The organism is Kitasatospora sp. NPDC057904, assembly GCF_042887925.1.
Taxonomy (GTDB): Bacteria; Actinomycetota; Actinomycetes; order Streptomycetales; family Streptomycetaceae; genus Kitasatospora.
Genome location: NZ_JBHVOL010000024.1, coordinates 1 through 24,615 on the forward strand (window position 1 = coordinate 1; position 24,615 = coordinate 24,615).

Consider the following 24,615-nt stretch of genomic DNA (forward strand, 5'->3'; position numbering starts at 1 on the left):
GCCTGGGGGGTGTGGTGGGTGGACTGGCGGGCGGTGATCTCGTGCCACCACACGTCGCGGCCCTCGGTGAGGGTGGTGTCCTGGCCGGTGCGGCGTACGACGAGGACGTGGTCGACGCCGTCCACCTTGGTGAGGGCCTCGTCGATGGCGGGTTTGAGGGCGGTGGGCTTGCCGCGGCGGTAGCCGCCGTCGGCGGTGATGACGAGTTTGGCCTGGGCGTCCTGGATGCGGGAGGCGACGGCGTCGGCGGAGAAGCCGCCGAAGACGACGGAGTGGGTGGCGCCGATGCGGGCGCAGGCGAGCATGGCGATGACGGCTTCGGCGATCATCGGGAGGTAGATGGCGACGCGGTCGCCCTTGGTGACGCCGAGTTCGAGCAGGGCGTTGGCGGCCTGGGAGACCTCGTCCTTGAGCTGGGCGTAGGTGATGGAGCGGCTGTCGCCGGGTTCGCCTTCGAAGTGGATGGCGACGCGGTCGCCGAGGCCGCTCTCGACGTGGCGGTCGACGCAGTTGTAGGCGACGTTGAGGGTGCCGTCGGCGAACCAGGTGGCGAACGGGGGGTTCGACCAGTCCAGGGTCTGGGTGGGTTCGGTGGCCCAGTCCAGGCGGCGGGCCTGCTCGGCCCAGAAGCCCAGGCGGTCCTCGGAGGCCTGCGCGTACGCGGCCGCGGTGACGTTGGCCGCTGCGGCGAGCTCTGCCGGGGGAGCGAAACGACGCTCCTCCTTGAGCAGGTTGGCCAGGCTCTCGTTGCTCAACACGCACTCCTCATCGAGTCATGATCTGGGACGATCCCGTGCGTGGGGATTGTCCCGTGTGTCCCAGCGCACAGCTCACCAGGCGAAGAGCCCACTTGACAAGAGGCACCCGGGAATTGGTGTAGACCTTTGACCGAGAGTCGAACGGACGTCGTCGTGGAGGGGCGGCCTGCGGACCCCCGCGGCGGCCGTCGGGCCGGCCGTCCCGGCGGCCACCGGGAAGGTCGGCCCGACCGTCGAGCGGCGCCGCCGCCGAAGCCGCGGAGGTCGCAGGAGGTCGGAGGGGGTGGGCCCGTGCCCCGGCCCGCCCGGCGGGGACACGGGCCCGGCTCTCAGGCGGCCAGACGGGGATCCCCCTCACTGCCGGCGGCGGACACCCGGTCCGTGATTCCATTCACTCCTTCGGGCGGGCACACCGCCGGTGCGCCCGGTGCCGCGCCGGCGAGCGCCTCGGCCGGCCCTGCTTCGGCGGGCCTTGCTTTGGCGGGCCCTGCCTCGGCCGGACGAGCCTGGACCGGGCTGAAGGTGCCGGCCTCGCGGTCGAGCACGTACGCCTGGGCGGTCGCGAAGTCGAAGTACATCCCGACCAGGCGCAGGGTGCCCTCCTCGACCCGGCGCTCCACCGCCGGGTTCGCCAGCAGCTGGTCCAGCTGCTGGACGACATTGGTGATGCAGAGCTGCTCGGCGAGGTCCACCACCGGCCGTTCGGCGAACTCGGCGGGGGCCCGCCGGAGCCGGTCGAGCGAGCCGCGGCCGTTGCGCAGCCAGCGGGTCAGCGGGGTCGGTGTGCCCGGGCGCTCGTGGACGCCGTCCAGCAGGGCCTTCATCGCCCCGCAGCCGGAGTGGCCGCAGACGGTGATCGAGCGCACCTCCAGCGCCTCGACGGCGTACTGCACCGCGGCGGCCACCGAGTCGTCGGCCGCGCCGGGCTCGAACGGCGCCGGCACGAGGTTCCCGACGTTGCGGACGGTGAAGAGGTCGCCCGGGCCGCTGTTGGTGATCATGCTGGTGACCATCCGGGAGTCCGCGCAGGTCAGGAAGAGCTGGGAGGGCGTCTGGCCCTCCCGGGCCAGCCGGGCGAGCTCGGGCCGGATCAGCGGGGCGGTGTGCTGCTGGAACACCCGGACGCCGTCGAGCAGCCGGCCGTGCGGGTCCTCCTGCCGCTCGATGCAGTGGTGGCCCACCCAGGGCGTCCAGGCCCGGCAGCGGTGCGGACCCGGGGAGCTGCCGGCGCGGACCGTCCCGTCGGGGTCGAGCACCTCGTCGTCCTGGCGCCGCGTCACCATCGAGACCCGTCCGCCCGCGGCCTGGTGCCCGGAGCGCCAGCTGTGCAGCGTCTCGTACGCGGCGTGGTCCAGGAAGGAGCCGTCGTGGACCACCGTCACGTCGGCGTCGGTGGGGATCCCGGCCAGTGCCCGGCTCAGCCGGGGCACGGCGGTGAAGGTGAGCGGGCCGTGCGTCTGGACCGTCACCGAGCCGTCGGGGCCGGCCAGCACGTCCACATGGGCGCGGGTGAGCCGGTAGAGCGCGAGCAGGACGGCGGTGGCGGCGCCGAGCGTCACGCCCCACAGCACGCCGAACACCACGACGCCCAGCCCGGTGGTGAGGTAGACCGGGAACTCGCGGTGCCGGTGGACCTTGCGGATGTGCGCGAAGCTCATCATCTGCAGTCCGACGACCAGCACCAGCGCGCCCAGTGCGGCCAGCGGGATCCGGCGCAGCCCGCCGGTCAGTGCCACGGCGGCCGCGAGCACCCAGACGCCGTGCAGGACCGAGGCCCACCTGCTCTGCCCGCCCGCGCGCACGTTGGCGGTGCTGCGGACCGCGCCCCCGGCGATCGGGAGTCCGCCGACCAGGCCGCTGACGACGTTGGCGACGCCCTGGCCGCGCAGTTCGCGGTCGAGGTCGCCGGTGCGGCGGGACATCCGGTCGATCGCGACGGCGGAGAGCAGCGACTCGACGCTCGCGACCGCGGTGACGGTGAGGACGGCGGCGACCACGCCGGCGAGCGGCCCGTGCGGGAGCGCGGGGACGAACGAGTGTGGTTGCCAGGAGGGGAGTTCGATGTGGGCGAGCGGCAGGTTCGTCGCGGTGGCGAGCGCCGTGGCGGCGGCGATGGCGGCCAGCGGTCCGGGCACCCTGGCCAGCTTCGCGCCCAACTCGCCGGCGCGGCCCGGGATTCGGCCGAGCCGCGGCCAGCCGAGCAGGACGGCCACGGTCACCGACCCGATCAGCACGGCGGGCGGGTGTGGACCGGCCAACTGCCCCGGCAGCGCCAGGATGTTGGCGATCGCGGAGCTCTGCGGGGAGCCGCCGAGCACGACGTGCAGCTGGGCGATCGCGATGGCGAGTCCGACCCCGGCGAGCATGCCGTGCACGATGGCGGGCGAGACGGCGAGCGCCGTCCGGGCCACCCGGCGTGCGCCGAGGAGGAGTTGGAGCAGCCCGGCCGCGAGCGTGATGGCACAGGTGGCCCGCCAGCCGTACTGGGCGATCAGCCCGGCGGTGATCACGGTCAGCGCGGCCGAGGGGCCGCTGACCTGGAGGGGCGTGCCCCCGAGCAGCCCGACGACGATGCCGCCGACGGCGGCCGCGGCGAGGCCCGCGGTGAGCGGGGCTCCGGTCGCGAGCGCGATGCCGAGGGAGAACGGCACGGCGATCAGGAAGACCACCAGGGAGGCCGAGAGGTCCTGCATCCACCGGACGCGGGGGCCGGATCCCGGACCCGGCGGCGCGTGGTCGGTCGTGTCGGAGGCGATGGGGGCGCTGGAGATGTCGAGGGTCATTGTCTTCCCGTCTGTCCGGGGGAACGAACGCAGTCAGGTCCGGCGGCGAGTCCGGTCGTGGGGCTCCGGGGCGGATCGGCTGTCGTGGGTCGCGACGGTGTGGCGGGATGGTGCGGGCGCGGCGGGGAATGCGGGTGTCACCGGCCGGACCTCGACCATCGGGGCCCGCCAGGGGCCTCGGCGAGGAGCGGGAGGCCTCGCAGAGGGCCGTCGGGACGGACCATCAAGACTCGGTAAACCGAGGGTAATGAAAGCTTTGCACGCGGCCACCCGCGGCGGAAGGGGAAAAGCCCCTGATTCACCCCATTGGGTGGTGTTCGAACCGCCGCAAATCTGCTGGTGGGCACCCCGGACACGTCGAACGGGCCGTGCCCTTCCCCGGGGTGGGGGAGGGCACGGCCCGTTCCGGTGCCGTGCGGCGGCTCGGTCCGGCCGGTTCGTCAGGCGGGCGCGCCGGCCGTGGCGGGCCGCCCGCCGTCGTGGGCGAACTCGCCGAGCACGAAACCGTGGTCGACCTGGGTCGCGAGGTCGACGCCCACCTTGGCGCTGGCCCAGCTCTCCGCGTTCCGCAGGTGGAAGAGGACGGCCTGGTCGGTGTAGCGGCGCGCGTCGCGCCGCTCGTGGGCGGCGTCGACCTCGGTCAGCAACTGCTCCAGCACGGCCCGGTTGGCCGGCTCCAGCGTCCTCAGCGGCGGCTCGCCGCCCTGCTCCAGGCGCCGCACCCAGTCCGAGTGCCCGAAGGTCGTGAGCAGGTCGTCGCCGACCTCGCGGCGCAGGAACGCCAGGTCGTCCGGGCCCTGCACCTTGTTGCCGATCACCCGCAGGTGCACGCCGAAGTCGCGGGCGTAGTCCTTGTACTGGCGGTAGACCGAGACGCCCTTGCGGGTCGGCTCGGCGACCAGGAAGGTCAGGTCGAAGCGGGTGAACAGGCCGGAGGCGAAGGAGTCGGAGCCCGCCGTCATGTCGGTGACGAGGTACTCGTCGCGGCCGTCCACCAGGTGGTTGAGCAGCAGCTCGACCGCGCCGACCTTGGAGTGGTAGCAGGCCACCCCGAGGTCCTCCTCGGTGAAGGCGCCGGTCGCGAGCAGCCGCACCGAGCCCTCGTCCAGGGCGATCGGCCGCGCGCAGGCGGCGTAGACCGGGTTCTCCTCGACGATGCGCAGCAGGCGCGAACCCCGGCCGGGCGGCGTGGTTTTGATCATCTCGTCCGCCGAGCCGATCAACGGGTTGCCGCCGCGCAGGTACTCCTTGATCTCCGGCAGGTGCGCGCCGAGCGAGGGCAGTGCGGCGGCCTGGTCGTCCGTCAGTCCCAGGGCGGGGCCCAGGTGCTGGTTGATGTCGGCGTCGACGGCGATCACCGGCCGGCCCGTGGCGGCCAGGTGGCGGATGAACAGCGCGGACAGCGTCGTCTTGCCGCTGCCGCCCTTTCCGACGAAGGCGATCTTCATCTGGGGACTCCGGCTCTCGCTCGGGGGCTCTCGCTCCGGGGGTTCCGCCCCCGGGTCCCGCCCTGGGGGCTCAACTGGCGCCGGGACGTAACTGGAAATCGTTATCGTCTCCGATAGTGGCCATGCTAGCCGGGGTTTGGGCGTCCCCGCGGACGGGAAGTGAGGATTGCCTCTAACGGGTGATGCGGGGTTGCTGTTCCGGGAGGGGCGGCCGGTTCATTACTCTCGGGTAGGTGAGCACTGGAACAGATCCCCTCGCCCCGCTGGCCCAGCTCCCCGGGGTGCCCGACGCGGTGGCCGAGGTGCGCAAGGCCGTCGACCGCCTCTACGGCCACCGGGTGATGCGCCGCCGCGCGGCCGAGGTCACCTCCGAGTCCGCGCTGCGCGGCGCCCGCGCCTCCGCGGCGCTGGCCGGGGCGGACTGGCCGCTGGAGGAGGTCCGGCGCCGCAGTGACTTCGGCGCGGACGACGGGGCCCGTACGGTCGGCGCCGCCCTGCGGATCGCCGCCGAGGCCGGCCAGATGCTCAGCATCTGGCGGCACTCGCCGCTCCAGGTGCTGGCCCGGCTGCACCTGCTCGCGGTCGGCGACGCCGACCCGTCCGCGGGTCGTCCGCGGCGTGCGGGCGAGACGGCGGAGGAGCTGTTCCCGCTCGACCTGGAGCCGGTGGAGAGCGTCGAGGCCGTCGTGGTGGACGCCCCGCTGCCGGTGCTGCCGCCCGCGCCCGCGGCCGAGGAGGTCGCCGCGCGCCTCGACCAGCTCTCGCGCCTCCTGGTCGCGCGGGCGGAGGGGCAGGGCATCGGGACGCCGGCCCTCGTGGTCGCGTCGGTGGTCCACGGGGAACTGCTCGCGCTGCGTCCGTTCGGCGCCCACAACGGGGTGATCGCGCGGGCCGCCCAGCGGATCGTGCTGATCGCCGAGGGCCTCGACCCGAAGTCGATCTGCCCGGCCGAGGTCGGCCTCGCCGAGCTCGGGACGGACGCCTACCGGCGGGCGCTGGCCGGCTACCTGTCCGGGACGGCGGAGGGCATGGGGGCCTGGATCGCGCACTGCGGCCGGGCGTTGCGGCTCGGCGTGCGGGAGAGCACGGCGGTCTGCGAGGCGATGCAGCGGGGAATGGTCTGACCGAACGGTCTCGTCCGGACGCCGGAGCGGTCTTGTCCGGACGCGGAGATGCGGCGGCACCCGAACCTGCCGGGTGCCGCCGCTGGTACAAGTGCCGGGTGACCAAGCATGCACCGGAAGTGCCGATCAGACGGGGATCCTGCCCGTTCGTCTGGTCCGGCGGCCCGACAGCGGGTCGGCTGCATGTGGGTGCTCGGCTACGTGTACGCGCGGTCCGTGGGGCCTGAACTGCGTTGTCGGTTTGACCTCTTCGGTCCTGACCGGGTCTCGCGGGCCGTGTTTCCTTTGTATCGCGTTTCGGGCGAAAGGGGAACCCGAAACGAGAAGTCTGCGGCAATTGCCCGTTTTGTCCCAAACGCGGAGAGTTGCCGGCTTCGAATCGGGCCCGGAACCGTTCCGGAGCCGCTCCCGAACGGCTCCGGGCCCGGGCGTCAGGCGGTCGGCCGCCGGCGCCGGGCCAGGTACCAGATCACGCCGGCGGTCAGCACGGCCGTCCCGACCGCCACGGCGGTGAGCACCGAGCCGCTCGGGGCGGAGAACTCCGGGAGCCGCCGCCGCAGTTCCACCGGCTTGTCGAAGACCAGCACCGGCCACTCCCGGGCCGCCGCCTCCTTCCGCAGCGCGCGGTCCGGGTTGACGGCGGACGGGTGGCCGACGGCCTCCAGCAGCGGCAGGTCGGTGGAGGAGTCGCTGTAGGCGTAGGACTGGGTCAGGTCGTAACCCTCGGTCCCGGCCAACTCCCGGATGGCGGAGGCCTTGTTCTCGGCGTAGGCGTAGTACTCGATCTCGCCGGTGTAGCAGCCGTCCTCGATCTTCAGCCGGGTGGCAATCACGTGGTCCGCGCCGAGCAGGGCGCCGATCGGCTCGACCACCTCGGAGCCCGAGCTGCTGACGATCACCACGTCCCGGCCGGCCGCGTGGTGCTGCTCGATCAGCGAGGCGGCCTCGTCGTAGATGATCGGGTCGATCAGGTTGTGCAGCGTCTCGGCGACGATCTCGCGGACCTGCTGCACGTTCCAGCCCCGGATGAGCGAGGAGAGGTACTCGCGCATCTTCTCCATCTGGTCGTGGTCCGCGCCGCCGACGAGGAACACGAACTGGGCGTACGCGCTGCGCAGTACGGCCCGACGGTTGATCAGGCCGCCCTGGTAGAAGGGTCGGCTGAAGGCCAGTGCGCTCGACTTGGCGATGATGGTCTTGTCCAGGTCGAAGAAGGCCGCCGTGCGGGTGCCGCCCGGCCGGGGGTGCGCGGGGGCGGGAGCGTCGGCGGGCCCGGTGGCGCCGCCCGCGGAGTGGTCGGCGCGGTCGTCGGCGTTCTCGGTGGTGTCCACGGGAACCGAGGATAGAGGGAGCTGCAAAAACACCCCGCCATTCGGCGTACTCGCGGGCGTGCGGGTTTGTGTTTCTGGCCTCTCGGGTACACCATGGAAGTCACGGATCGTTCGCGACCGTGCTAACCCGGTCCGGCTCCTCCCCCCCGAGTCGGGCTGTGGATAGACGACCCCCGCTCTCCCCCCCGGCGGGGGTCGTCGCACGTCCGGGGCCATTTTCAGGGCTTGAAGGCCCTTCACGGCGAGTGTGCCCGGCCGGCCGCCCGCGGTGTACAGGGGGTGTCGGCAGCGGGGCCCGCCCACCATCTTTCGTCACTCTGCGTCGCCATTTGCTCATGCCTGCCGATGGCCACTTGCCGCCCCCGTCGCGGCGGTCCGGGATGCCGGACGGCTCCGCGAGAGGAGTCCGACGAGGTCGCGCGGTAAGTGCGACCGGAGTCCCCGGTTCATCTCCGTGATCCCGGTTCGTCAATTCTTGGCTCATTAGCCCCCCGCCCGGGTGAACGCATTTATCCACAGGCGCCGAGTTGTCCACAGGGATTCGGAAGCCCGATGACGGAATCCCGATCAGCCCCCACCGTGAGGTTCGGCGGCGGTCGCCGGGGCCTCCCTCAGGGCCTCTCCCGGGCCCTCCCGGGCGGCCGTCCGTCCCAACCGTCGGACGTGCGCCGTCGGCCGTGAACAGCGGTCGACGGCGCGGAGGGGAGAGCACCATGTCGACGCCGATCACCGGCCACACCACCGTCGAGGGGCCCGGAGCCACCGGGCCGCTGGTCCTCACCGAGGACGAGCGCCTCGCCGAGCACCTGGTGCGGCTCTGCGCGGCCGCGGGCACCGAGCCGCAGCTGATCCGGGGCGCCCCGCCGCCGCGCGGGCTCTGGGAGAGTTCCTCGCTGGTCCTGGTCGGGGACGACCAGGTGGCCCGGTGCGCCGGGCTGCCCCGTCGTGCCGGGGTCCTGCTGCTGGGGCTGGACCTGGACGACCCGGAGGTATGGGTCAGAGCCGTCCAACTCGGCGCCGAGCACGTGCTGTTCCTCCCCGACGCCGAGGCCTGGCTGCTCGACCGGATCGCCGACGCGGCCGAGGGCGTCGGGCCCCCGGCGCTCACCGTCGCCGTGCTCGGCGGCCGCGGCGGCGCAGGGGCCTCCACCCTGGCGTGCGCCCTCGCGGTCACCGCGGCGCGGTCCGGCCGGCGGACGATGCTGATCGACGGGGATCCGTTGGGCGGCGGCCTGGACATCCTGCTGGGCGGAGAGACGGCCCGCGGGCTGCGCTGGCCCGATCTGGCCGGCTCGCGCGGCCGGGTCAGCGGGACCGAACTGGCCCGGGCGCTGCCGGCGCTCAAACGGCCGTCCAGACTGTCCTGCCTGTCGTGGGACCGCGGCGACACGCTGGCCGTGCCGCCCGAGGCCATGCGCAGCGTCCTGGCCGCCTCCAGACGGCGCGGCGGGCTCGTCGTGGTCGACGTGGCGCGCCACCTCGACGCGGCGGCCGGGCAGGCGCTGGAGCAGTCGGACCTGGCGCTGCTGGTGGTCCCGGCCGAACTGCGGGCGGTGGCCGCCGCCGACCGGGTCGCGGCGGCGGTCCGGATGCGACTCGGGGACGTCCGGGCGGTGGTGCGCCCGCTGCGGGCGCGCGGCCTCCCGGCCGGGCGGATCGCCCGCGGGCTGCGGTTGGAGCTCGCGGGAGAACTGGAGCCGGAGCCCGGGCTGGTCGAGGACGTCGAGAAGGGCGTGCCGCCCGGGACGCGGGACAACGGCCCGCTCGCGCGCTTCTGCGCGACCTTCCTGGACGAAGTGCTGCCGCCGGTGCCGGCGGTCGGAGGAGGTGTGTACTGATGGTCCGTCTGCGCAGAACGGGGATCGGGTCCGGCTCGGGTGGCACCGGCGCTTCCGCCGGAGCCGGCGGGATGGGCGGCTCGCCCGGCCGGGGCGGCGGTGCGCGGGAGCACCGGCTGCTCCGGAGCGTCCCGCCACCCGACGGGCCGCCGGAACAGTCCCGTCCGTGCCCCTACGGGCGGACGGCCCGGGAGGAGCGGACTGCGGCGCTGCTGGACGCGGTCCGGCTGCGGCTGGCCGAGTCGGGCGCCGCCCCGACGGAGGGATCCGTCGCCGCCGCGCTGCGGGCCACCCGGCCGCCGCTCGGCGGGGACGAGGTCCTGGACACCGTGCGCTCCCTGCGCGCCGAACTGGTGGGTGCGGGCCCGCTGGACCGGCTGCTGGCGGCGCCCGACGTCACGGACGTCCTGGTGAACGGGCCGGGGGAGGTGTGGGTCGACCGTGGCGGCGGCCTGCACCGCGCCACCGGGGTCCGCTTCGCCGACGCCGAGGCGGTCAGGCGGCTGGCGCACCGGCTGGCCACCGCGGCGGGGCGGCGGCTGGACGACGCCCGCCCCTGGGTGGACGCCCGGCTCCCGGACGGCACCAGGCTGCACGCCGTGCTGCCGCCGATCGCGGCCGGCTGCACGCACATCTCGCTGCGGGTCTGCCGGCCCCGGCCGTTCACGCTCGCCGAGCTGGTGGCGGGCGGGACGCTGCCACCCGAGGGCGCCGGCCTGCTGGCCGGCATCGTGCGGGCGCGGCTGTCGCTCCTGGTCTCCGGCGGCACGGGGACGGGCAAGACCACGCTCCTCGCGGCCCTGCTCGGCCTCGTCGGCCCGGACGAGCGGATCGTGGTCGCCGAGGACTCCGCCGAGCTGCGACCGGCCCATCCGCACGTGGTCCGGCTGCAGAGCAGACCGCCCAACCAGGAGGGGCTCGGCGAGCTCACCCTCAGGGACCTCGTCCGGCAGGCGCTGCGGATGCGGCCCGACCGCCTGGTCATCGGCGAGGTGCGCGGGGCCGAGGTGTCGGACCTGCTGGCCGCGCTGAACACCGGCCACGAGGGCGGCTGCGGGACGGTCCACGCCAACACGGCGGCGGACGTGCCGGTGCGGCTGGAGGCGCTGGGCTCGCTCGCCGGGCTCGACCGGCCGTCGCTGCACAGCCAGTTGCGCGCCGCACTCGACCTGGTGGTGCACCTGGTCCGGGAGCCGGGCTCGGGGCGGCGCCGGGTGGCCGAGATCCACACGCTGGCGGGGGACCGCGAGGGCCTGGCCGTGACCATCCCGGCGGTGGAGTTCACGGCGGAGGGCCGAATGGCCCCGAAGGCGGGCTGGGAGCGACTGCTCGGGTTGCTGGCGGCGCGCGGCGTCACGCTCTCGGCGGGTCCGCCGTGACAGGGCTCGCGGGGGCGAGTGCGCGAGCGGCGGAACTCGGCTTCGTCCTGCTGCTGAGCGTGCTCTCGGTGGGTGCCCTCGCGCTGCTGGGGGACTGGGGCCGGAAAGGCCGATGACGTGGACGACGTGGACGACGTCGATGACAAGGAGGTTCACGAGATGATCGACGGTCAGATCTCGTTGTGGTGGGCCGCTGCGCTGTGCGTGGTCGCGCTCGGCGGGTGGCACGTGGTGCAGCAGCAGCTGCCGGGCGGGCGGCGTTCCAGGCTGGTGCTGGCGGGCGCCGGGCCGCCGGTGCCTCCCATGAGGCCGGTGGGTGCACTCGGGCCGCCGCAGTGGCTGGTTCCCGAACTGCTGCTCCTCCCGGTGGGATTGGCGGCCGGGTACGTGACAGCCTCGCCGGTGCCGGTGCTCGTCGGTGCCCTCGCCGTGGTGCCGCTCCGGAGGTGGCGTCTGCGGCGGGCCGTGGCGGCGCGGGCAAGGTGCCGGGCAGCCGGTGTGATCGAGCTCTGCGCCGGGCTGGCAGGGGAGTTGCGCAGTGGGTCGACACCGGAGCAGGCGCTCCACGTGGTGACGGCGCGCACCGCGGCCGACCCGGATGCCCTGCGCAGGCTGGGTGAGGAGCCGGTGGCGCGGCTGGCGGCCGGCCGCTACGGGGGCGACGTTCCCGGTGCGCTGCACCTGCTCGCCGAACTGCCGGGCGGGAGCGGGGCGGCGGCGATCGCGGCCTGTTGGCGGGTGGCGTCCGACGGGGGCGCGGGGCTGGCCGCCGCGCTGGACCGGGTCGCGGAGGCGCTGCGCGGCGAGCAGGCCCTGGCCGAGGAGATCGCCGGTGAACTGGCGGGGCCTCGAACGACGATCGCTGTCCTGGCGATGTTGCCGGCGGCCGGGCTGCTACTGGGCACTGCGATGGGGGCGAGGCCGGTGGACGTCCTCCTGCACACGTCTGCCGGGCTCGGCTGCCTCGCGGTGGGTGCCGTGCTGGAGGGGCTGGGCGTGGCCTGGACGGCTCGGATCGTGCGGGCGGCGGCTCGGGGCGGCTTGGAGGGCCCCGCAGGCCCGGAGCGCGGCGCTGCTCTTCCGGGCTCATGGGTGCCGAGGGGGCTGTGGGCGCCGTGGGCGCCGAGAACCGGGCGGGCGGGCGCCCGGGCCCTGAAGGCCGCCACACGCCGCTCCGGGCGAGTACGTGGCGAGTGGGGAGTCCGGGGCGTCGGGCGGGCGTTGAGCGGCCTGCCACGCCGCCGGGCCTGGCGCAGGCCGGTGAGTAGCAGGAGCGCCAGGGCAGAGGCGGTGGCCGGGTGATGTGGGGTGTGGCGGTCCTGATGGCCGCTGTGGCGGCGGGAGTTGTGCCGGGGCGCCGGTGGGTGAGGCGGCGCCGAGCCTCGGTCAGGCTCTTCGGTCGGGTTCCCGCGGCGCGGCCGGCGCCGTTGGCGCGGGAGGCGGGTGGGGCCGGGGTGCTCCGGCGGTCGGTGATGGCGGCACTGGCGGGCGCTGGAGCGGCTCTGGTGCTCGGCGGTGGCCTCGGGCTGCTGCTGGGGGTGGTACTGGCGGTGGGCGCTTACCAGGCGCTTGCACGAGCGCGGTCACCGGCCGATCGGCGGACCGAGCTGACGGAGGAGTTGCTCACCCGGCAACTCCCGCTGAGCGCCGAGCTGCTGGCGGCCTGCCTCGGCTCGGCTGCCTCGCCTTCCGTGGCGGTCATGGCGGTCGGGCGGAGCGTGGACGCTCCGATGGGACCCCGGTTGGTGGCGATCGGGGCCGAACTGGCCCTGGGCGCACCGCCGGAGCTGTGCTGGGACCGGCTGGGCGACCAGCACCCCTCGCTGGCACCGCTGGTCCGCTGCATGGTCCGTACGAGCCTCGGGGGCTCCCCGGTGGCCGGGTCCCTGATCGGACTCGCCCACGCACGGCGGACGGCTGCGGGCAGGGCGGCCCACGCCCGGGTCCGCAGGGCGGGGGTACTGGCCACCGCGCCGCTCGGGCTCTGCTTCCTTCCGGCGTTCGTGCTGATCGGTGTCGTGCCGGTCGTCGTGGGGCTGACCAGCCGGTTCGCACTTGCGGTGTGAGGGGCCCCGGCAGCCCCGCCGAATCCACCGAGTTCGCCGAATCCACTGAGTCCGCCGAATCCATCGCACGCATCGCAACGCATCGCGTGCATCGCGTGCAACCGAAACCGATGAGGAGAAAACCATGGCTGTTGTGATCGCGCCCAGGCTCGTGAACGCCCTTCCGGCCCGGCCGTTGCCGGGCGTGTGGAGGCGCCGGGGACGCTGGACCGCGCGCCGGGTCCGGCGGGTGGTTCGGGCCAGGGGCCGCTCGGACGCCGGGATGACCACGGCGGAGTACGCGGTCGGCACGCTGGGCGCGTGCGCGTTCGCGGCCGGGCTCTACAAGGTGGTGACCAGCGCGACCGTCACCGGGGCGCTGACCGATCTGCTGGAGCGGGCGCTCCATGCGACGTAGCGGGTGTCGGCGCGGCAGGGCACGCGGTGACGCGGGGTTCGTGACGGCGGAGACGGCGGTGGCCATGCCGGCGTTGGTCCTGCTCGCGGCCTTGCTGATCTGGGGCGTGCTCGCCGCGGCGGCCCAGATCCGGTGCGTGGACGCGGCCCGGGTCGGCGCCCGGGCCGCGGCCCGCGGGGAGACCGACGCCGTTGTGGTCGCCCGTGAGGCGGCCCCGCCCGGGGCACAGGTTGAGGTCGCCCTGGCGGCCGACACCGTGCGGGTCACGGTGGACGCGCCCTGCGGCGCGCCCGGCAGGCTCGGAGGCCTGCTCTCGGTGCGGCTGAGCGCCGTCGCGGTGGCGGCGCGGGAGGACACGTTGGTGGGAGGAGGAACGGCATGGCCGTCCTGACCCGCCGGCTGGTGCCGGCGATCGTGGGCGCGCGGTCCCGGGTCGCTGCGGCGCGCGGGCTCGGCGGGGCTGCGGACACCGGCTCGGCGACGGTCTGGCTGGTGGCCTTCGCGATGCTCGGCTGCTCGGTGTTCGCGGCGACGATGGCGGTCGGTGCGGTCGTCGCCGCCCGGCACCGGGCCGAGGCGGCGGCCGATCTCGCGGCCCTCGCGGCGGCGGACCGGCTCTTGCTGGACCCGGACGGCGGGTGCGGTCGGGCGGCTGGGATCGTCGCCGCGCAGGGCGCGGGCCTGGTGTCCTGCGTGCTGGACCGGGACGACGACGCCGTCGAGGTGGTGGCCGAGGTGCCCGTCGCGGGGCTGCCGGTGCGGCTTCCGGTCGGTCCGGCGCGAGCGCGGGCCCGCGCCGGACCGATCCGGGCTGCGGTCACCCCGGTGGAGGAGGGTTCATGAGTCCGTGTCGGTGGGGGCGGGAGCCCCGTCCGCCGCCTTCGGGGCGCCGGCCAGCAGGACGTCCAGGAGCCGGACGGCCGCGGTCTTGTCCAGCGGGTCGTTCCCGTTGCCGCACTTGGGCGACTGCACGCAGGACGGGCAGCCGCGCTCGCACTCGCAGGCGGCGATCGCCTCGCGGGTGGCCGTCAGCCACTGGACGGCCCGCTGGAAGCCGCGTTCGGCGAAGCCGGCCCCGCCCGGGTGGCCGTCGTAGACGAAGACGGTGGGCAGCTCGGTGTCGGGGTGCAGCGGGACGGAGACGCCGCCGATGTCCCAGCGGTCGCAGGTGGCGAACAGCGGCAGCAGTCCGATCGAGGCGTGCTCGGCGGCGTGGGCGGCGCCGGGCAGCCGGTCGAGCGGGATGTCCGCGTCGAGCAGCTGGTCCTCGGTGACGGACCACCAGACCGCCCGGGTGCGCAGTGTGCGGGGCGGCAGGTCGAGCTTGCTCTCGCCCATGATCTCCCCGGTGGAGATCCGTTTCCGGAGGTAGCCGACCACCTGGTTGACCACCTCCACCGAACCGAAGCTGAGCCGGCCCTCGCCCCAGCGGACGGTGGTGTCGGTGTCGAGCACGGAGATGGAGGTGATGTCCCGGGCAGCCGTGGTGTACGGCGGGTCGGCCGCGTCGACCAGGGCGACGGAGTTCTCCAGGTCGAGCTCGCGGACCAGGAACGTGCGCCCCTGGTGCAGGTGGACGGCACCGGTGTGGACGGTCGTGTGGGAGGCGGAGGCGTCCACCGTGCCGAGCAGCCGGCCGGTGGCGGCCTCGACGATCTGCACCGGGCTGCCGCCGTTGCCGCGCAGGTCGACGGCGTCGGCCGCGCGTTCGCGGCGGGTCCAGTACCAGGAGCCGTCGCTGCGCCGGCGCAGCAGGCCGCGGCGTTCCAGGACGGGCAGCAGGGGTGCGGTGGAGGGGCCGAACAGCTCCAGGTCGGCGTCGGTGAGCGGGAGTTCGGCTGCGGCCGCGCACAGGTGCGGGGCGAGGACGTGCGGGTTGTCGGGGTCGAGCACGGTGGCCTCGACGGGCGCCGCGAACAGCGCCTCGGGGTGGTGCACCAGGTAGGTGTCCAGCGGGTCGTCCCGGGCGATCAGGACGGCGAGCGCGCCCTGGGCCTCGCGTCCGGCCCGGCCCGCCTGCTGCCACAGCGAGGCCCGGGTGCCGGGGTAGCCGGCCATCAGGACGGCGTCGAGGCCGGAGACGTCGACGCCCAGTTCGAGAGCGGAGGTGGAGGCGAGGCCGAGGAGCCGACCACTGTGCAGGGCACGTTCCAGGGCTCGGCGTTCGTCGGCGAGGTAGCCGCCGCGGTAGGCGGCCACCCGCTCGGCGAGCGGTCGGCCGAGCTGGTCCTGGGCCTGCAGGGCGACGAGTTCGGCGGCCCGCCGGGAGCGGACGAACACGACGGTGCGGGTCTGCTGCTCGACGAGGTCGGTGAGCAGGTAGGCCGCCTCGGCGGTGGCGGTGCGGCGGACGGGTGCGCCGTGCTCGCCGACGTTCTCGGTCAGCGGCGGCTCCCAGAGGCCGAAGACCATCGGTCCGCGCGGCGAGGCGTCATCGGTGACGGCGACGGCGGGCAGGCCGGTCAGCCGCCCCGCGGTGGCGGCCGGGTCGGCGGTGGTGGCGGAGGCGAGCAGGAAGGTGGGTGACGAACCGTAGCGGGCGCAGATGCGGCGCAGCCGCCGCAGGACCTGGGCGACGTGCGAGCCGAACACGCCCCGGTAGCTGTGGCACTCGTCGACGACCACGTAGCGCAGCACCTTGAAAAATGAAGACCAGCGGGCATGGGCGGGCAGGATGCCCCGGTGCAGCATGTCCGGGTTGGTGAGCACGTAGGAGGCGTACTGGCGGACCCACTCGCGCTCCTCGGGCGGGGTGTCGCCGTCGTAGAGGGCGGCCCGGACCCGGGGCGGCGCGAGTTCGGCGGCGCGGCGGCGCTGGTCGGCGGCGAGCGCCTTGGTCGGGGCGAGGTAGAGGGCGGTCGCGCCGCGGCCGTTGCGGGCCTCGGTGCCGTCCAGCAGATCGCTCAGGACCGGGGCCAGGTAGCCGAGCGACTTGCCCGAGGCGGTGCCTGTGGCGATCACCACAGTCTGGCCGGTTTTGGCCAGGTTCATGGCTTCCGCCTGGTGCGCCCAGGGCTGTTCCACGCCGACGGCGCGCGCGGCGGCCGTGATCTCGGCGCGGATCGAGTCCGGCCAAGGCGCATAACGCGCAGGTCGGGCGGGAAGGTGCTCCGTATGGGTGAGCCGGTCGGACCGCCCCCTGGTGGTGGACAGGGTCGTGAGCAGTGCCTCGGGCAGGCTGTGTCGGGGCGGCATGGGGACCCAGTGTGTCACCGGCGTGACGGAGAATCGTCGTAAGCCATCGTGCGGGCATGGTCGCAGGTGGTTGAATGTGGCCGTGACGGCCGTATGGCCGTGGGTCGCAGCGCCGAGGCTTGCCACGCGTTGGCTGGGCGCGCCCGGGGCTCGCGACCATGCGGTGGCGGCCGTCCGGCCGAGGAACGCACATGACGTAGCAAGGCAAGGTGCTGGAGGTTCCGTGGACCTGTCCCTGTCGACCCGTTCAGTCGGCGATCGCACGGTCGTCGAGGTTGGCGGCGAGATCGATGTGTACACCGCCCCGAAGCTGCGGGAGCAGCTGGTCGAGCTCGTCAACGACGGCAAGTACCACCTCGTCGTCGACATGGAGGGCGTGGACTTCCTCGACTCGACCGGTCTGGGCGTACTGGTGGGCGGTCTGAAGCGGGTGCGTGCCCACGAGGGCTCGCTGCGCCTGGTCTGCAACCAGGAGCGCATCCTGAAGATCTTCCGCATCACCGGCCTGACCAAGGTCTTCCCGATCCACACCTCGGTGGACGACGCGGTCAACGCGACCGACTGATGCGGCCGGGCCGGTCCTGGTGGCCGGCCCGCCCGATCCACGCGGTCGGGACGGTCGGGGCGCCTCGCCCCGGTCGTCCCCGGCCGCACCGGGGCCGGTTCGGCCGGCCCGCAGGGGCCGCGGCGTCGGCCCCGGTCGGAGCACCCCGAGGGGGAGAGATGGCAACCGTCGAACTTCGATTCAGCGCGCTTCCCGAGCACGTCCGCACGGCCCGACTGGTCGCCGCGGCAGTCGCCAGACGGGCCGGCGTCGACGAGTCGGTGCTCGACGAGGTACGGCTCGCGGTCGGTGAGGCGTGCTCCCGCGCGGTCGGGCTGCACCAGCGCGGCGGCATCGGCGGCACCGTCAGGGTCGCGCTGACCGATCAGGAGAAGCGTTTCCTCATCGAGGTCGAGGACGAGGCGGGCCCGTCCGCCGTTCCGGCCTCCGGCGCGGCCGAGGGCGGCGATCCGGACGAGGACACCCTGGGCCTGGCGGTGATCACCGGCCTGGTCGAGGACCTGGAGGTCACCAACGGCACGGACGGTGGCCTGATCCGGATGAGCTGGCCGGTTTCGGTCGATGCCCTCGCGGTCTGAGGACCTGGAGGACCGGACGGTCTCCGGCTTTGCCGGGCGGACCCCTGAGCCTGCGTGGCCGCAGTGCTGTGACGCCGCAGCCCCGTGACGCCGTGCGTCCATTCCTCGGGATCCCGTTGACAAACTGTTGAATCCGGCGGTTCGCTGCTTCCGGCACGACCGGGTCCGATCGACGATCGACCATCCACGATCGACGATCGGACCTGTCGCGGAAGAGGACGACCATGCGGATACGCATTCTGTGGCCGGCCGGTCAGGCGACCGCCACCCTGCGGGCTACCCCCACCGCCGAGGCGCTCTGGGCCGAGCTGCCGATCGGCTCCTCGGCCAGCACCTGGGGCGAGGAGGTCTACTTCGGGACGCCGGTCAGCGTGCTGCGGGAGGACGACGCCGAACAGGTCGTCGAGCCGGGCACGGTGGCGTTCTGGACGGACGGCGACAGCCTCGCCCTGCCGTACGGGCCGACGCCGATCTCGCGCGGTGACGAGTGCCGGCTGGCCAGCCCCTGCAACATCCTCGGCGCGCTGGACGGCGACGCCCAGGTGCTGCGGACGGTCCGGCCGGGGGACCCGATCCGCGTCGAGCGCGCCTGAGTTCGGGCCGGTACGTACCGGGTCAGGGCCGGGTCAGGGCCGGGTGCGTACCGGTTTCGGGCTGAGCGAGGCCTGGGGCGTGCCCGAGGCGAGCCTTCGTCGGGCTCGAACCCGGCCAGGGCGGCCGGGAACCGGGGAGCGGATCGGCGGCGTGTAGGTTCGACGACCGAAGACGACCGAACCGAAAGGCTTCTCCCGGTGAACAAGCGACTGCTGGCCGTACCCGCCCTCGGCGTGCTGCTCGCGTTCGGAGCCGTCGGCTGCGGCGACGACAACAGCAAGCAGCTGGAGTCCTGGGCGTCGAACGTCTGCGGCGCGGCCAAGGACCCGATCGCCCAGGCCCAGAGCGCGCTCGCCGACACCGGCCAGGTGAAGACCGGCGAGGCCCCGGCCGACCTGCAGAAGCGGCTCTCCGCCGACGTCGGGCGTCTCGCCAAGACCAACCAGGACATCGCGAAGGCGATCGACGCGGCGGGGGCGCCGAAGGTCGACGACGGCGCCAACCTGCAGAAGGACACCGTCGCCGAGCTGAACAAGGCGGCCGACGGCTATCTGGACGTCCAGAAGAAGCTGGACGCGCTGTCCAGCGCCGACCAGTCCAAGTTCGCGGACGGGCTGCGCAGCGTCGCCGACCAGGTGCAGCAGCTGGCCACGCTGTCCACCCAGGCGCAGGGCAAGCTCCAGCGCGGCGACCTCGGTGCGGCCATGGCCAAGCAGGACGGCTGCAAGCCCTCCGCGGCCACCGCCGCCCCGAGCGCCGGGTCGGCCACTCCCGCTCCGAGCGGCGGCGGCACGGCCCCGGCGACGGCTCCGGGCACCGCCGCACCGACCGACGGCGCGACCGGCGCCCCCTCCGCCGCGCCCGGCGGCACCCCGGCCCCGTCCGCGACGGGCAGCGCCGGCCCGGCGGCCACGCCCGCCACCACGCCGGCCGCCGCCCCGTCCGCGCCCGCGCCCAGCGCGAGCTGACCCGCCGCACGCCCGAGGCACACCCGTCGCGCCCGGCCCGGGCACGGCGGGTGCGCCCGCGGCCCGGGGGACAATGGCGGGGTGATCAGTAGCCCCGTTCTCGACCCCACCCGCCTCGCCAAGCTGCGCGAGGCGCTGCTCGCCGCCTCGTTCACCGCCGACGGCTGCCTCGACCTGCTCGGGCCCACCGGCTACGCGGCGCTGGCCCGCAGCGAGGCGGTTCCGGCGCTGCGCGCGACCCGCGGCGACGGCCCGCTGGAGACGCTGGTCCGGCTGTTCTTGCTCCAGCAGCCGGTGCCCTACAAGGCGGCCGCGGCCGCGCTGCCGGTCGAGGACTGCCTCGCGGACGGCTGGCTGCGCCCGGACGGCGACCTGGTGCGTGCCACCGTGGACGTCCGCCCCTACGCCAACGAGGTCGCCGGGCTGCCCAGTTCGGACGCCTGGGTGGTCTCCGACCTGGGCTGCGCGGTGGGCGGCGCGGGCGGCATCGGCTCCGGCGAGACGGCGCACGGCGTGGCCCGCAGGGACCTGGTGCTCGGGGTCGGCGGCGCCTCCACGACGCTGGCCAACATCACCGTGCGCCGGCCCGTCCGCGCCGCGCTGGACCTCGGTTCGGGCTCCGGCGTGCAGGCGCTGCACGCGGCCCGGCACGCTCAGAAGGTGACCGCCACCGACCTCAACCCGCGCGCGCTGCGCTTCTCCGAGCTGACCCTGGCGCTGTCCGGTTTCGACAACACCGAGGCCGCTGCCGGGAGCCTCTTCGAGCCGGTCGGGGAGCGGAAGTTCGACCTGATCGTCTCCAACCCGCCGTTCGTGATCTCGCCGGCCGGCCGGTTCACCTACCGCGACGGCGGCATGGCCGGCGACGACCTGTGCCGCACCCTGGTCCGTTCCGCGGCTGCCCACCTGGAGCCGGGCGGCTACTGCCAGTTGCTGGCCAATTGGCAGCACGTCAAGGGCGAGGACTGGCACGAGCGGCTGGCCGGCTGGGTCGCGGGCACCGGGCTGGACGCCTGGATCGTCCAGCGCGAGGTCCAGGACGTCGCCCAGTACGCCGAGTTGTGGCTGCGCGACGGCGGCGACCACCGCGGTCCGGGCGGCGACTACCAGGCCCGTTACGGCGAGTGGTTGGACGCCTTCGAGGCGGGCCGGGTCGAGGGCATCGGCATGGGCTGGATCACCCTGCGGGCGAGCGGCGCCGAGCGTCCGACGGTCCGGGTGGAGGAGTGGCCGCACCCGGTGGAGCAGCCGCTCGGTCCGCACATCGAGGAGTGGTTCGACCGGCAGGACTTCCTGCGCTCGCACGACGACGCGGGCCTGCTCGCGGCCCGGTACGTGCTGGCCGACGAGGTCGTCCAGGAGCAGGTCGGCGCGCCCGGCGCGGAGGACCCGGAGCACGTGATCCTGCGTCACAACCGCGGCATGCGGCGGGCCACCAAGGTGGACACCGTCGGTGCGGGCTTCGTCGGCGTCTGTGACGGGACGCTGTCGGCGGGCGAGATCGTGGACGCCATCGCCCAGTTGCTCGGCGAGGACCGGGTCGTCCTGCGGGACCGCGTGCCGGAGTCGCTGCGGCTGCTGACCGAGCAGGGCTTCATCCGCCCCGTCGCCTGAGCCGAAGCCCCGGCGCCCACTGCCCGAGCGGGAGGGGCACCCGCCTGCCAGGACGGGACGGGCGCCTGCCTCCCGGACCGGGCGGGCGCCCGGTTCACCTCCCGGTAGTCCCCGGTTCGTCCGTCGGCCTCCCGGCGGCCGTCCCGCGTTGGCCGCCCGCTGCGAAGCTCTGTCCACAGGCTGTGGACAGAGCTGGGGAGCCGGGGGGCGAGGGGTGGACAGGACGACGGCGGTCGTGGGCGGGCTGGTGCTCGCCCTGTTCGGTGGCGCGCTGCTGCTCTGGTGCGCCGCCGAAGTGCGCCTTCGCCACCGGGTCCGCCGCCGGGGGGTGCCGGCCGAGGCCGTCGTGGTCGCCGAGGACGACGCGCGCGGCGAGCTCGACAGCGCGCCGCTGCTCGCCTTCTCGGCGCTGCCGTCGGTCGGCGGCCCCGGGCCGGGGCGGTGCGCCGAGCGGGTGCTCGCCCGTCCGCGCGGCCACACGCCGCTGCGCCGTCCCGTCCGCTTCGCCCCCGGCACGTCCGTCCGGATCTGTTACGACCCGCGCCGCCCGGACCGGGTCGTGCTGGCGGCGGGGGAGATCAGCCGCCCGGTGGTGGCGGACCTGCTGTGGAGTGCGCTCGGCACCTGCTGCCTGGCGGCCGGGGCGGGCCTGCTGGCGGCCGTCGTCGGCTGAATCCGCAGGGCCGCGGCCGGTTCGGTCGGCCGCCCCGGCGGACCGCACCATCCGGAGCCCCGCGCTCCGCGGATACTCCGTTGACAGATCTTGAAATCCGTCATTCCATCCTCCGGAACCCGCCGATGCCCCCCTCCACGGGGCGCGATGCTCCATCATCGGGTTACCGTTCGAGTGGCGTCGGTGGGCCTGGCAAGTGAAAACGCGGGATCCGTCCGTTTGACAAGGGTGGCCGGGGTACGGTCACACTCCGCTGGTGGGGTCGTCGTTCAGCGGCAGCCCCGGGACGGTGGAGGGGTCGGGCGGAGCGCAGCCCGTGCTGCCGGCGCCGACCAGCTCACATAACGACCGGGAGAGAAGAGCGAAGGTGTCCCCGAGCAGCGAGACCGCGCACGGACAGCGACTCGTCATTGTCGAGTCGCCGGCCAAGGCGAAGACGATCAAGGGCTACCTTGGCCCCGGCTACATCGTCGAGGCGAGCGTCGGGCACATCCGCGACCTGCCCAGCACCGCGGCCGAGGTGCCGGACAAGTACACCGGCGAGGTGCGCCGCCTCGGGGTGGACGTGGACCACGACTTCGCTCCCATCTACGTGGTCAACGCGGACAAGAAGTCCCAGGTCAGCAAGTTGAAGTCGCTGCTCGCGGAGTCCGACGAGCTCTTCCTCGCCACCGATGAGGACCGCGAGGGCGAGGCCATCGCGTGGCACCTCCAGCAGGTCCTGAAGCCCAAGGTGCCGGTGCACCGCATGGTGTTCCACGAGATCACCAAGACCGCGATCCAGGAGGCGGTGGCCAACCCGCGCGAGCTGAACCAGCGCCTGGTCGACGCCCAGGAGACCCGTCGCATCCTCGACCGCCTCTACGGCTTCGAGGTCTCGCCGGTGCTGTGGAAGAAGGTCATGCCGAAGCTCTCGGCCGGCCGCGTGCAGTCCGTCGCGACCCGCCTGGTGGTCGAGCGCGAGCGCGAGCGGATGGCCTTCCGCAGCGCGTCCTACTGGGACCTCGTCGGCACCTTCAGCACCGGCCGCACCCCGGCCGACGCGGCCAACCCGGAGACCTTCGGCGCCCGGCTGTCGAGCGTCGACGGCAAGCGGATCGCCAGCGGCCGCGACTTCGGTTCGGACGGCCGGCTGAAGGCCGGCAGCACCAACACGCTCCACCTGGACGAGCAGGCCGCCCGCCAGCTGGTCGTCGCCCTGGAGCGGACCTCGTTCGGCGTCCGCAGCGTCGAGTCCAAGCCCTACCGCCGCTCGCCGTACGCGCCGTTCCGCACCACCACGCTCCAGCAGGAGGCCAGCCGCAAGCTGGGCTTCGGCGCCAAGCGGACCATGCAGGTGGCCCAGAAGCTGTACGAGAACGGCTTCATCACCTATATGCGCACCGACTCGACCACGCTGTCGGACACCGCGATCTCCGCCGCCCGCGCCCAGGTCACCCAGCTGTACGGCGCCGACTACCTGCCGGACGCCCCGCGCACCTACGCCAGCAAGGTCAAGAACGCCCAGGAGGCGCACGAGGCCGTCCGCCCCTCCGGCGACCGCTTCCGCACCCCGGCCGAGACCGGCCTGAGCGGCGACGACTTCCGGCTGTACGAGCTGATCTGGATGCGCACCGTCGCCTCCCAGATGAAGGACGCGGTCGGCCAGTCCGTCACCGTCCGGGTCGGCGGCACCTCCGCCGACGGCCGGGACGTCGAGTTCTCCGCCTCCGGCAAGATCATCACCTTCCACGGCTTCCTCAAGGCCTACGTCGAGGGCGCGGACGACCCGAACGCCGAGCTCGACGACCGCGAGCGCAGGCTGCCGCAGGTCGTCCAGGGCGACCCGCTGGCCGCCGAGCAGCTCACCTCCGAGGGCCACGCGACCAAGCCGCCGGCGCGCTACACCGAGGCCTCGCTGGTCAAGGAGCTGGAGGACCGGGAGATCGGCCGCCCCTCCACGTACGCGTCGATCATCGACACGATCATCCAGCGCCGGTACGTCTTCAAGAAGGGGACGGCGCTGGTCCCCTCCTTCCTCTCCTTCGCCGTGGTCAACCTGCTGGAGAAGCACTTCGGCCGACTGGTCGACTACGACTTCACCGCGAAGATGGAGGACGACCTCGACCGGATCGCCGCCGGTGAGGCGCAGTCCGTGCCGTGGCTGAAGCGCTTCTACTTCGGCGAGGGCGAGGGCGTCGAGACCGGGCGCGCCGCCGACGCCGGCAACGGCGACGGCGACCACCTGGGCGGCTTGAAGGAGCTCGTCACCGACCTCGGCGCGATCGACGCCCGCGAGATCAGCTCGTTCCGGATCAGCGACGACATCACGCTGCGCGTCGGCCGCTACGGCCCGTACGTCGAGCGCGCCTCCGCCGTCGAGGGCGAGCCCGGCCAGCGCGCCGACATCCCGGACGACCTGCCGCCGGACGAGCTCACCGTCGAGCTGGCCGAGGAGCTGCTGGCCAAGCCCAGCGGTGACTTCGAGCTCGGCCAGGACCCCGTCAGCGGCAACATGCTGGTCGCCAAGGACGGCCGCTACGGCCCGTACGTGACCGAGATCCTGCCCGAGGGCACGCCGAAGACCGGCAAGAACGCGGTCAAGCCGCGCACCGCCTCGCTGTTCCAGACGATGTCGCTGGACACCGTCACCCTGGAGGACGCGCTGCGGCTGCTCTCGCTGCCGCGCGTGGTCGGGGCGGACGCCGAGGGCGTCGAGATCACCGCGCAGAACGGCCGCTACGGCCCGTACCTCAAGCGCGGCACCGACTCGCGCTCGCTCACGAGCGAGGACCAGCTCTTCACGATCACCCTCGACGAGGCGCTGGCGATCTACGCGCAGCCCAAGCAGCGCGGCCGGGCCGCCGCGGCCCCGCCGCTGCGCGAGCTCGGCACCGACCCGGTCAGCGAGCGCCCGGTCGTGGTCAAGGACGGCCGCTTCGGACCGTACGTGACGGACGGCGAGACCAACGCCACGCTGCGCAAGGACGACGACGTCGCCTCGATCACGCCGGAGCGCGGCTACGAGCTCCTCGCCGAGAAGCGGGCGCGCGGGCCGGTGAAGAAGACCGCGAAGAAGGCCCCGGCGAAGAAGGCGACCGCCACCAAGACGGCGGCCAAGAAGACCACCACGGCCGCCGCCAAGAAGACGGCCGCGAAGAAGACGGCGGCCAAGACCACCACGGCCGCGGCGAAGAAGACGGCGGCGAAGAAGACCACCGCGAGCAAGACCGCCGCGAGCAAGACCGCCACGAGCAAGGCCACGGCCACCGACGAGGGCTGATCCTCCGACGGCGGCTCCCGGGCCCGTGCCCCCTTCACCGGG

20 protein-coding genes are annotated in these 24,615 nt (G+C 74.1%); 15 read left to right on the forward strand and 5 right to left on the reverse strand.

Annotation, left to right across the window (positions count from 1 at the left end; genetic code table 11):
- The 3 genes from ACFVSN_RS37395 to ACFVSN_RS37405 all read right to left on the reverse strand — a co-directional run.
- On the reverse strand, positions 1 to 755 hold a 755-nt coding region (locus ACFVSN_RS37395), incomplete at its 3' end, for an AMP-binding protein (RefSeq protein ID WP_387593392.1).
- Positions 756 to 1,087: 332 nt separating this feature from the next.
- Positions 1,088 to 3,541 carry a SulP family inorganic anion transporter gene (locus ACFVSN_RS37400; protein ID WP_387957875.1) on the reverse strand — a complete coding sequence of 818 codons (2,454 nt, stop codon included), beginning with the start codon at positions 3,539 to 3,541 and terminating at the stop codon, positions 1,088 to 1,090.
- Positions 3,542 to 3,981: 440 nt separating this feature from the next.
- Positions 3,982 to 4,989, reverse strand: coding sequence for an ATP-binding protein (locus ACFVSN_RS37405; protein ID WP_380445087.1), 1,008 nt, complete (start codon positions 4,987 to 4,989; stop codon positions 3,982 to 3,984).
- Positions 4,990 to 5,222: 233 nt separating this feature from the next.
- Here ACFVSN_RS37405 and ACFVSN_RS37410 point away from each other — a divergent pair, with 233 nt between their 5' ends.
- A complete protein-coding gene (locus ACFVSN_RS37410; protein ID WP_387957877.1) occupies positions 5,223 to 6,113 on the forward strand; it encodes an oxidoreductase in 891 nt (296 codons plus the stop codon).
- Positions 6,114 to 6,544: 431 nt separating this feature from the next.
- Here the strand turns inward: ACFVSN_RS37410 and ACFVSN_RS37415 are convergent, their stop codons facing one another.
- Complete coding sequence (locus ACFVSN_RS37415; protein WP_380445085.1) at positions 6,545 to 7,444, reverse strand: HAD family hydrolase; 900 nt, start codon at positions 7,442 to 7,444, stop codon at positions 6,545 to 6,547.
- Between the two features lie 713 nt (positions 7,445 to 8,157).
- Between ACFVSN_RS37415 and ssd the strand changes: the two genes are divergently transcribed.
- The 7 genes from ssd to ACFVSN_RS37450 all read left to right on the forward strand — a co-directional run bounded on the left by ssd (position 8,158) and on the right by ACFVSN_RS37450 (position 13,967).
- On the forward strand, positions 8,158 to 9,282 hold the full coding sequence (gene ssd, locus ACFVSN_RS37420; protein WP_380499064.1) for a septum site-determining protein Ssd: 1,125 nt from the start codon (positions 8,158 to 8,160) through the stop codon (positions 9,280 to 9,282).
- Between the two features lie 71 nt (positions 9,283 to 9,353).
- Positions 9,354 to 10,661, forward strand: a complete 1,308-nt coding sequence (locus tag ACFVSN_RS37425) for a TadA family conjugal transfer-associated ATPase (protein ID WP_387593384.1) — start codon at positions 9,354 to 9,356, stop codon at positions 10,659 to 10,661.
- Between the two features lie 159 nt (positions 10,662 to 10,820).
- Entirely contained in the window at positions 10,821 to 11,963 is a 1,143-nt protein-coding gene (locus ACFVSN_RS37430; RefSeq protein WP_387957879.1) for a type II secretion system F family protein, read from the forward strand.
- A 203-nt stretch (positions 11,964 to 12,166) separates the two neighbouring features.
- Positions 12,167 to 12,727 (forward strand): type II secretion system F family protein, encoded by a 561-nt coding sequence (locus ACFVSN_RS37435; protein ID WP_380499067.1) that lies wholly within the window; start codon positions 12,167 to 12,169, stop codon positions 12,725 to 12,727.
- Between the two features lie 124 nt (positions 12,728 to 12,851).
- On the forward strand, positions 12,852 to 13,124 hold the full coding sequence (locus ACFVSN_RS37440; RefSeq protein WP_380445080.1) for a DUF4244 domain-containing protein: 273 nt from the start codon (positions 12,852 to 12,854) through the stop codon (positions 13,122 to 13,124).
- Entirely contained in the window at positions 13,114 to 13,515 is a 402-nt protein-coding gene (locus ACFVSN_RS37445; RefSeq protein ID WP_380445079.1) for a TadE family type IV pilus minor pilin, read from the forward strand. Before ACFVSN_RS37440 ends, ACFVSN_RS37445 begins: the two co-directional genes overlap by 11 nt.
- Positions 13,503 to 13,967: an Rv3654c family TadE-like protein gene (locus ACFVSN_RS37450; RefSeq protein WP_387593370.1), complete on the forward strand. Its 465-nt coding sequence runs from the start codon at positions 13,503 to 13,505 to the stop codon at positions 13,965 to 13,967. Before ACFVSN_RS37445 ends, ACFVSN_RS37450 begins: the two co-directional genes overlap by 13 nt.
- Here the strand turns inward: ACFVSN_RS37450 and ACFVSN_RS37455 are convergent.
- A complete protein-coding gene (locus tag ACFVSN_RS37455) occupies positions 13,962 to 16,319 on the reverse strand; it encodes a DEAD/DEAH box helicase (protein ID WP_387957883.1) in 2,358 nt (785 codons plus the stop codon). The two genes, ACFVSN_RS37450 and ACFVSN_RS37455, sit on opposite strands and share 6 nt — an antisense overlap.
- A 223-nt stretch (positions 16,320 to 16,542) precedes the next feature.
- Between ACFVSN_RS37455 and bldG the strand changes: the two genes are divergently transcribed.
- From bldG to topA, 7 genes are all read left to right on the forward strand, one after another.
- Entirely contained in the window at positions 16,543 to 16,884 is a 342-nt protein-coding gene (gene bldG / locus ACFVSN_RS37460; protein ID WP_049659132.1) for an anti-sigma factor antagonist BldG, read from the forward strand.
- 158 nt (positions 16,885 to 17,042) lie between these two features.
- Entirely contained in the window at positions 17,043 to 17,462 is a 420-nt protein-coding gene (locus ACFVSN_RS37465) for an ATP-binding protein (RefSeq protein WP_380445076.1), read from the forward strand.
- A 224-nt stretch (positions 17,463 to 17,686) separates the two neighbouring features.
- Positions 17,687 to 18,055 carry a cyclophilin-like fold protein gene (locus tag ACFVSN_RS37470; RefSeq protein ID WP_380499072.1) on the forward strand — a complete coding sequence of 123 codons (369 nt, stop codon included), beginning with the start codon at positions 17,687 to 17,689 and terminating at the stop codon, positions 18,053 to 18,055.
- Positions 18,056 to 18,253: 198 nt separating this feature from the next.
- Positions 18,254 to 19,024, forward strand: coding sequence for a hypothetical protein (locus ACFVSN_RS37475; RefSeq protein ID WP_380499073.1), 771 nt, complete (start codon positions 18,254 to 18,256; stop codon positions 19,022 to 19,024).
- Between the two features lie 81 nt (positions 19,025 to 19,105).
- On the forward strand, positions 19,106 to 20,638 hold the full coding sequence (locus ACFVSN_RS37480) for a methyltransferase (RefSeq protein ID WP_380445073.1): 1,533 nt from the start codon (positions 19,106 to 19,108) through the stop codon (positions 20,636 to 20,638).
- A 214-nt stretch (positions 20,639 to 20,852) separates the two neighbouring features.
- Positions 20,853 to 21,311: a DUF3592 domain-containing protein gene (locus ACFVSN_RS37485; protein ID WP_387957886.1), complete on the forward strand. Its 459-nt coding sequence runs from the start codon at positions 20,853 to 20,855 to the stop codon at positions 21,309 to 21,311.
- 367 nt (positions 21,312 to 21,678) lie between these two features.
- Positions 21,679 to 24,573: a type I DNA topoisomerase gene (gene topA, locus ACFVSN_RS37490; protein WP_387957888.1), complete on the forward strand. Its 2,895-nt coding sequence runs from the start codon at positions 21,679 to 21,681 to the stop codon at positions 24,571 to 24,573.
- The last annotated feature ends 42 nt before the right edge of the window (positions 24,574 to 24,615 follow it).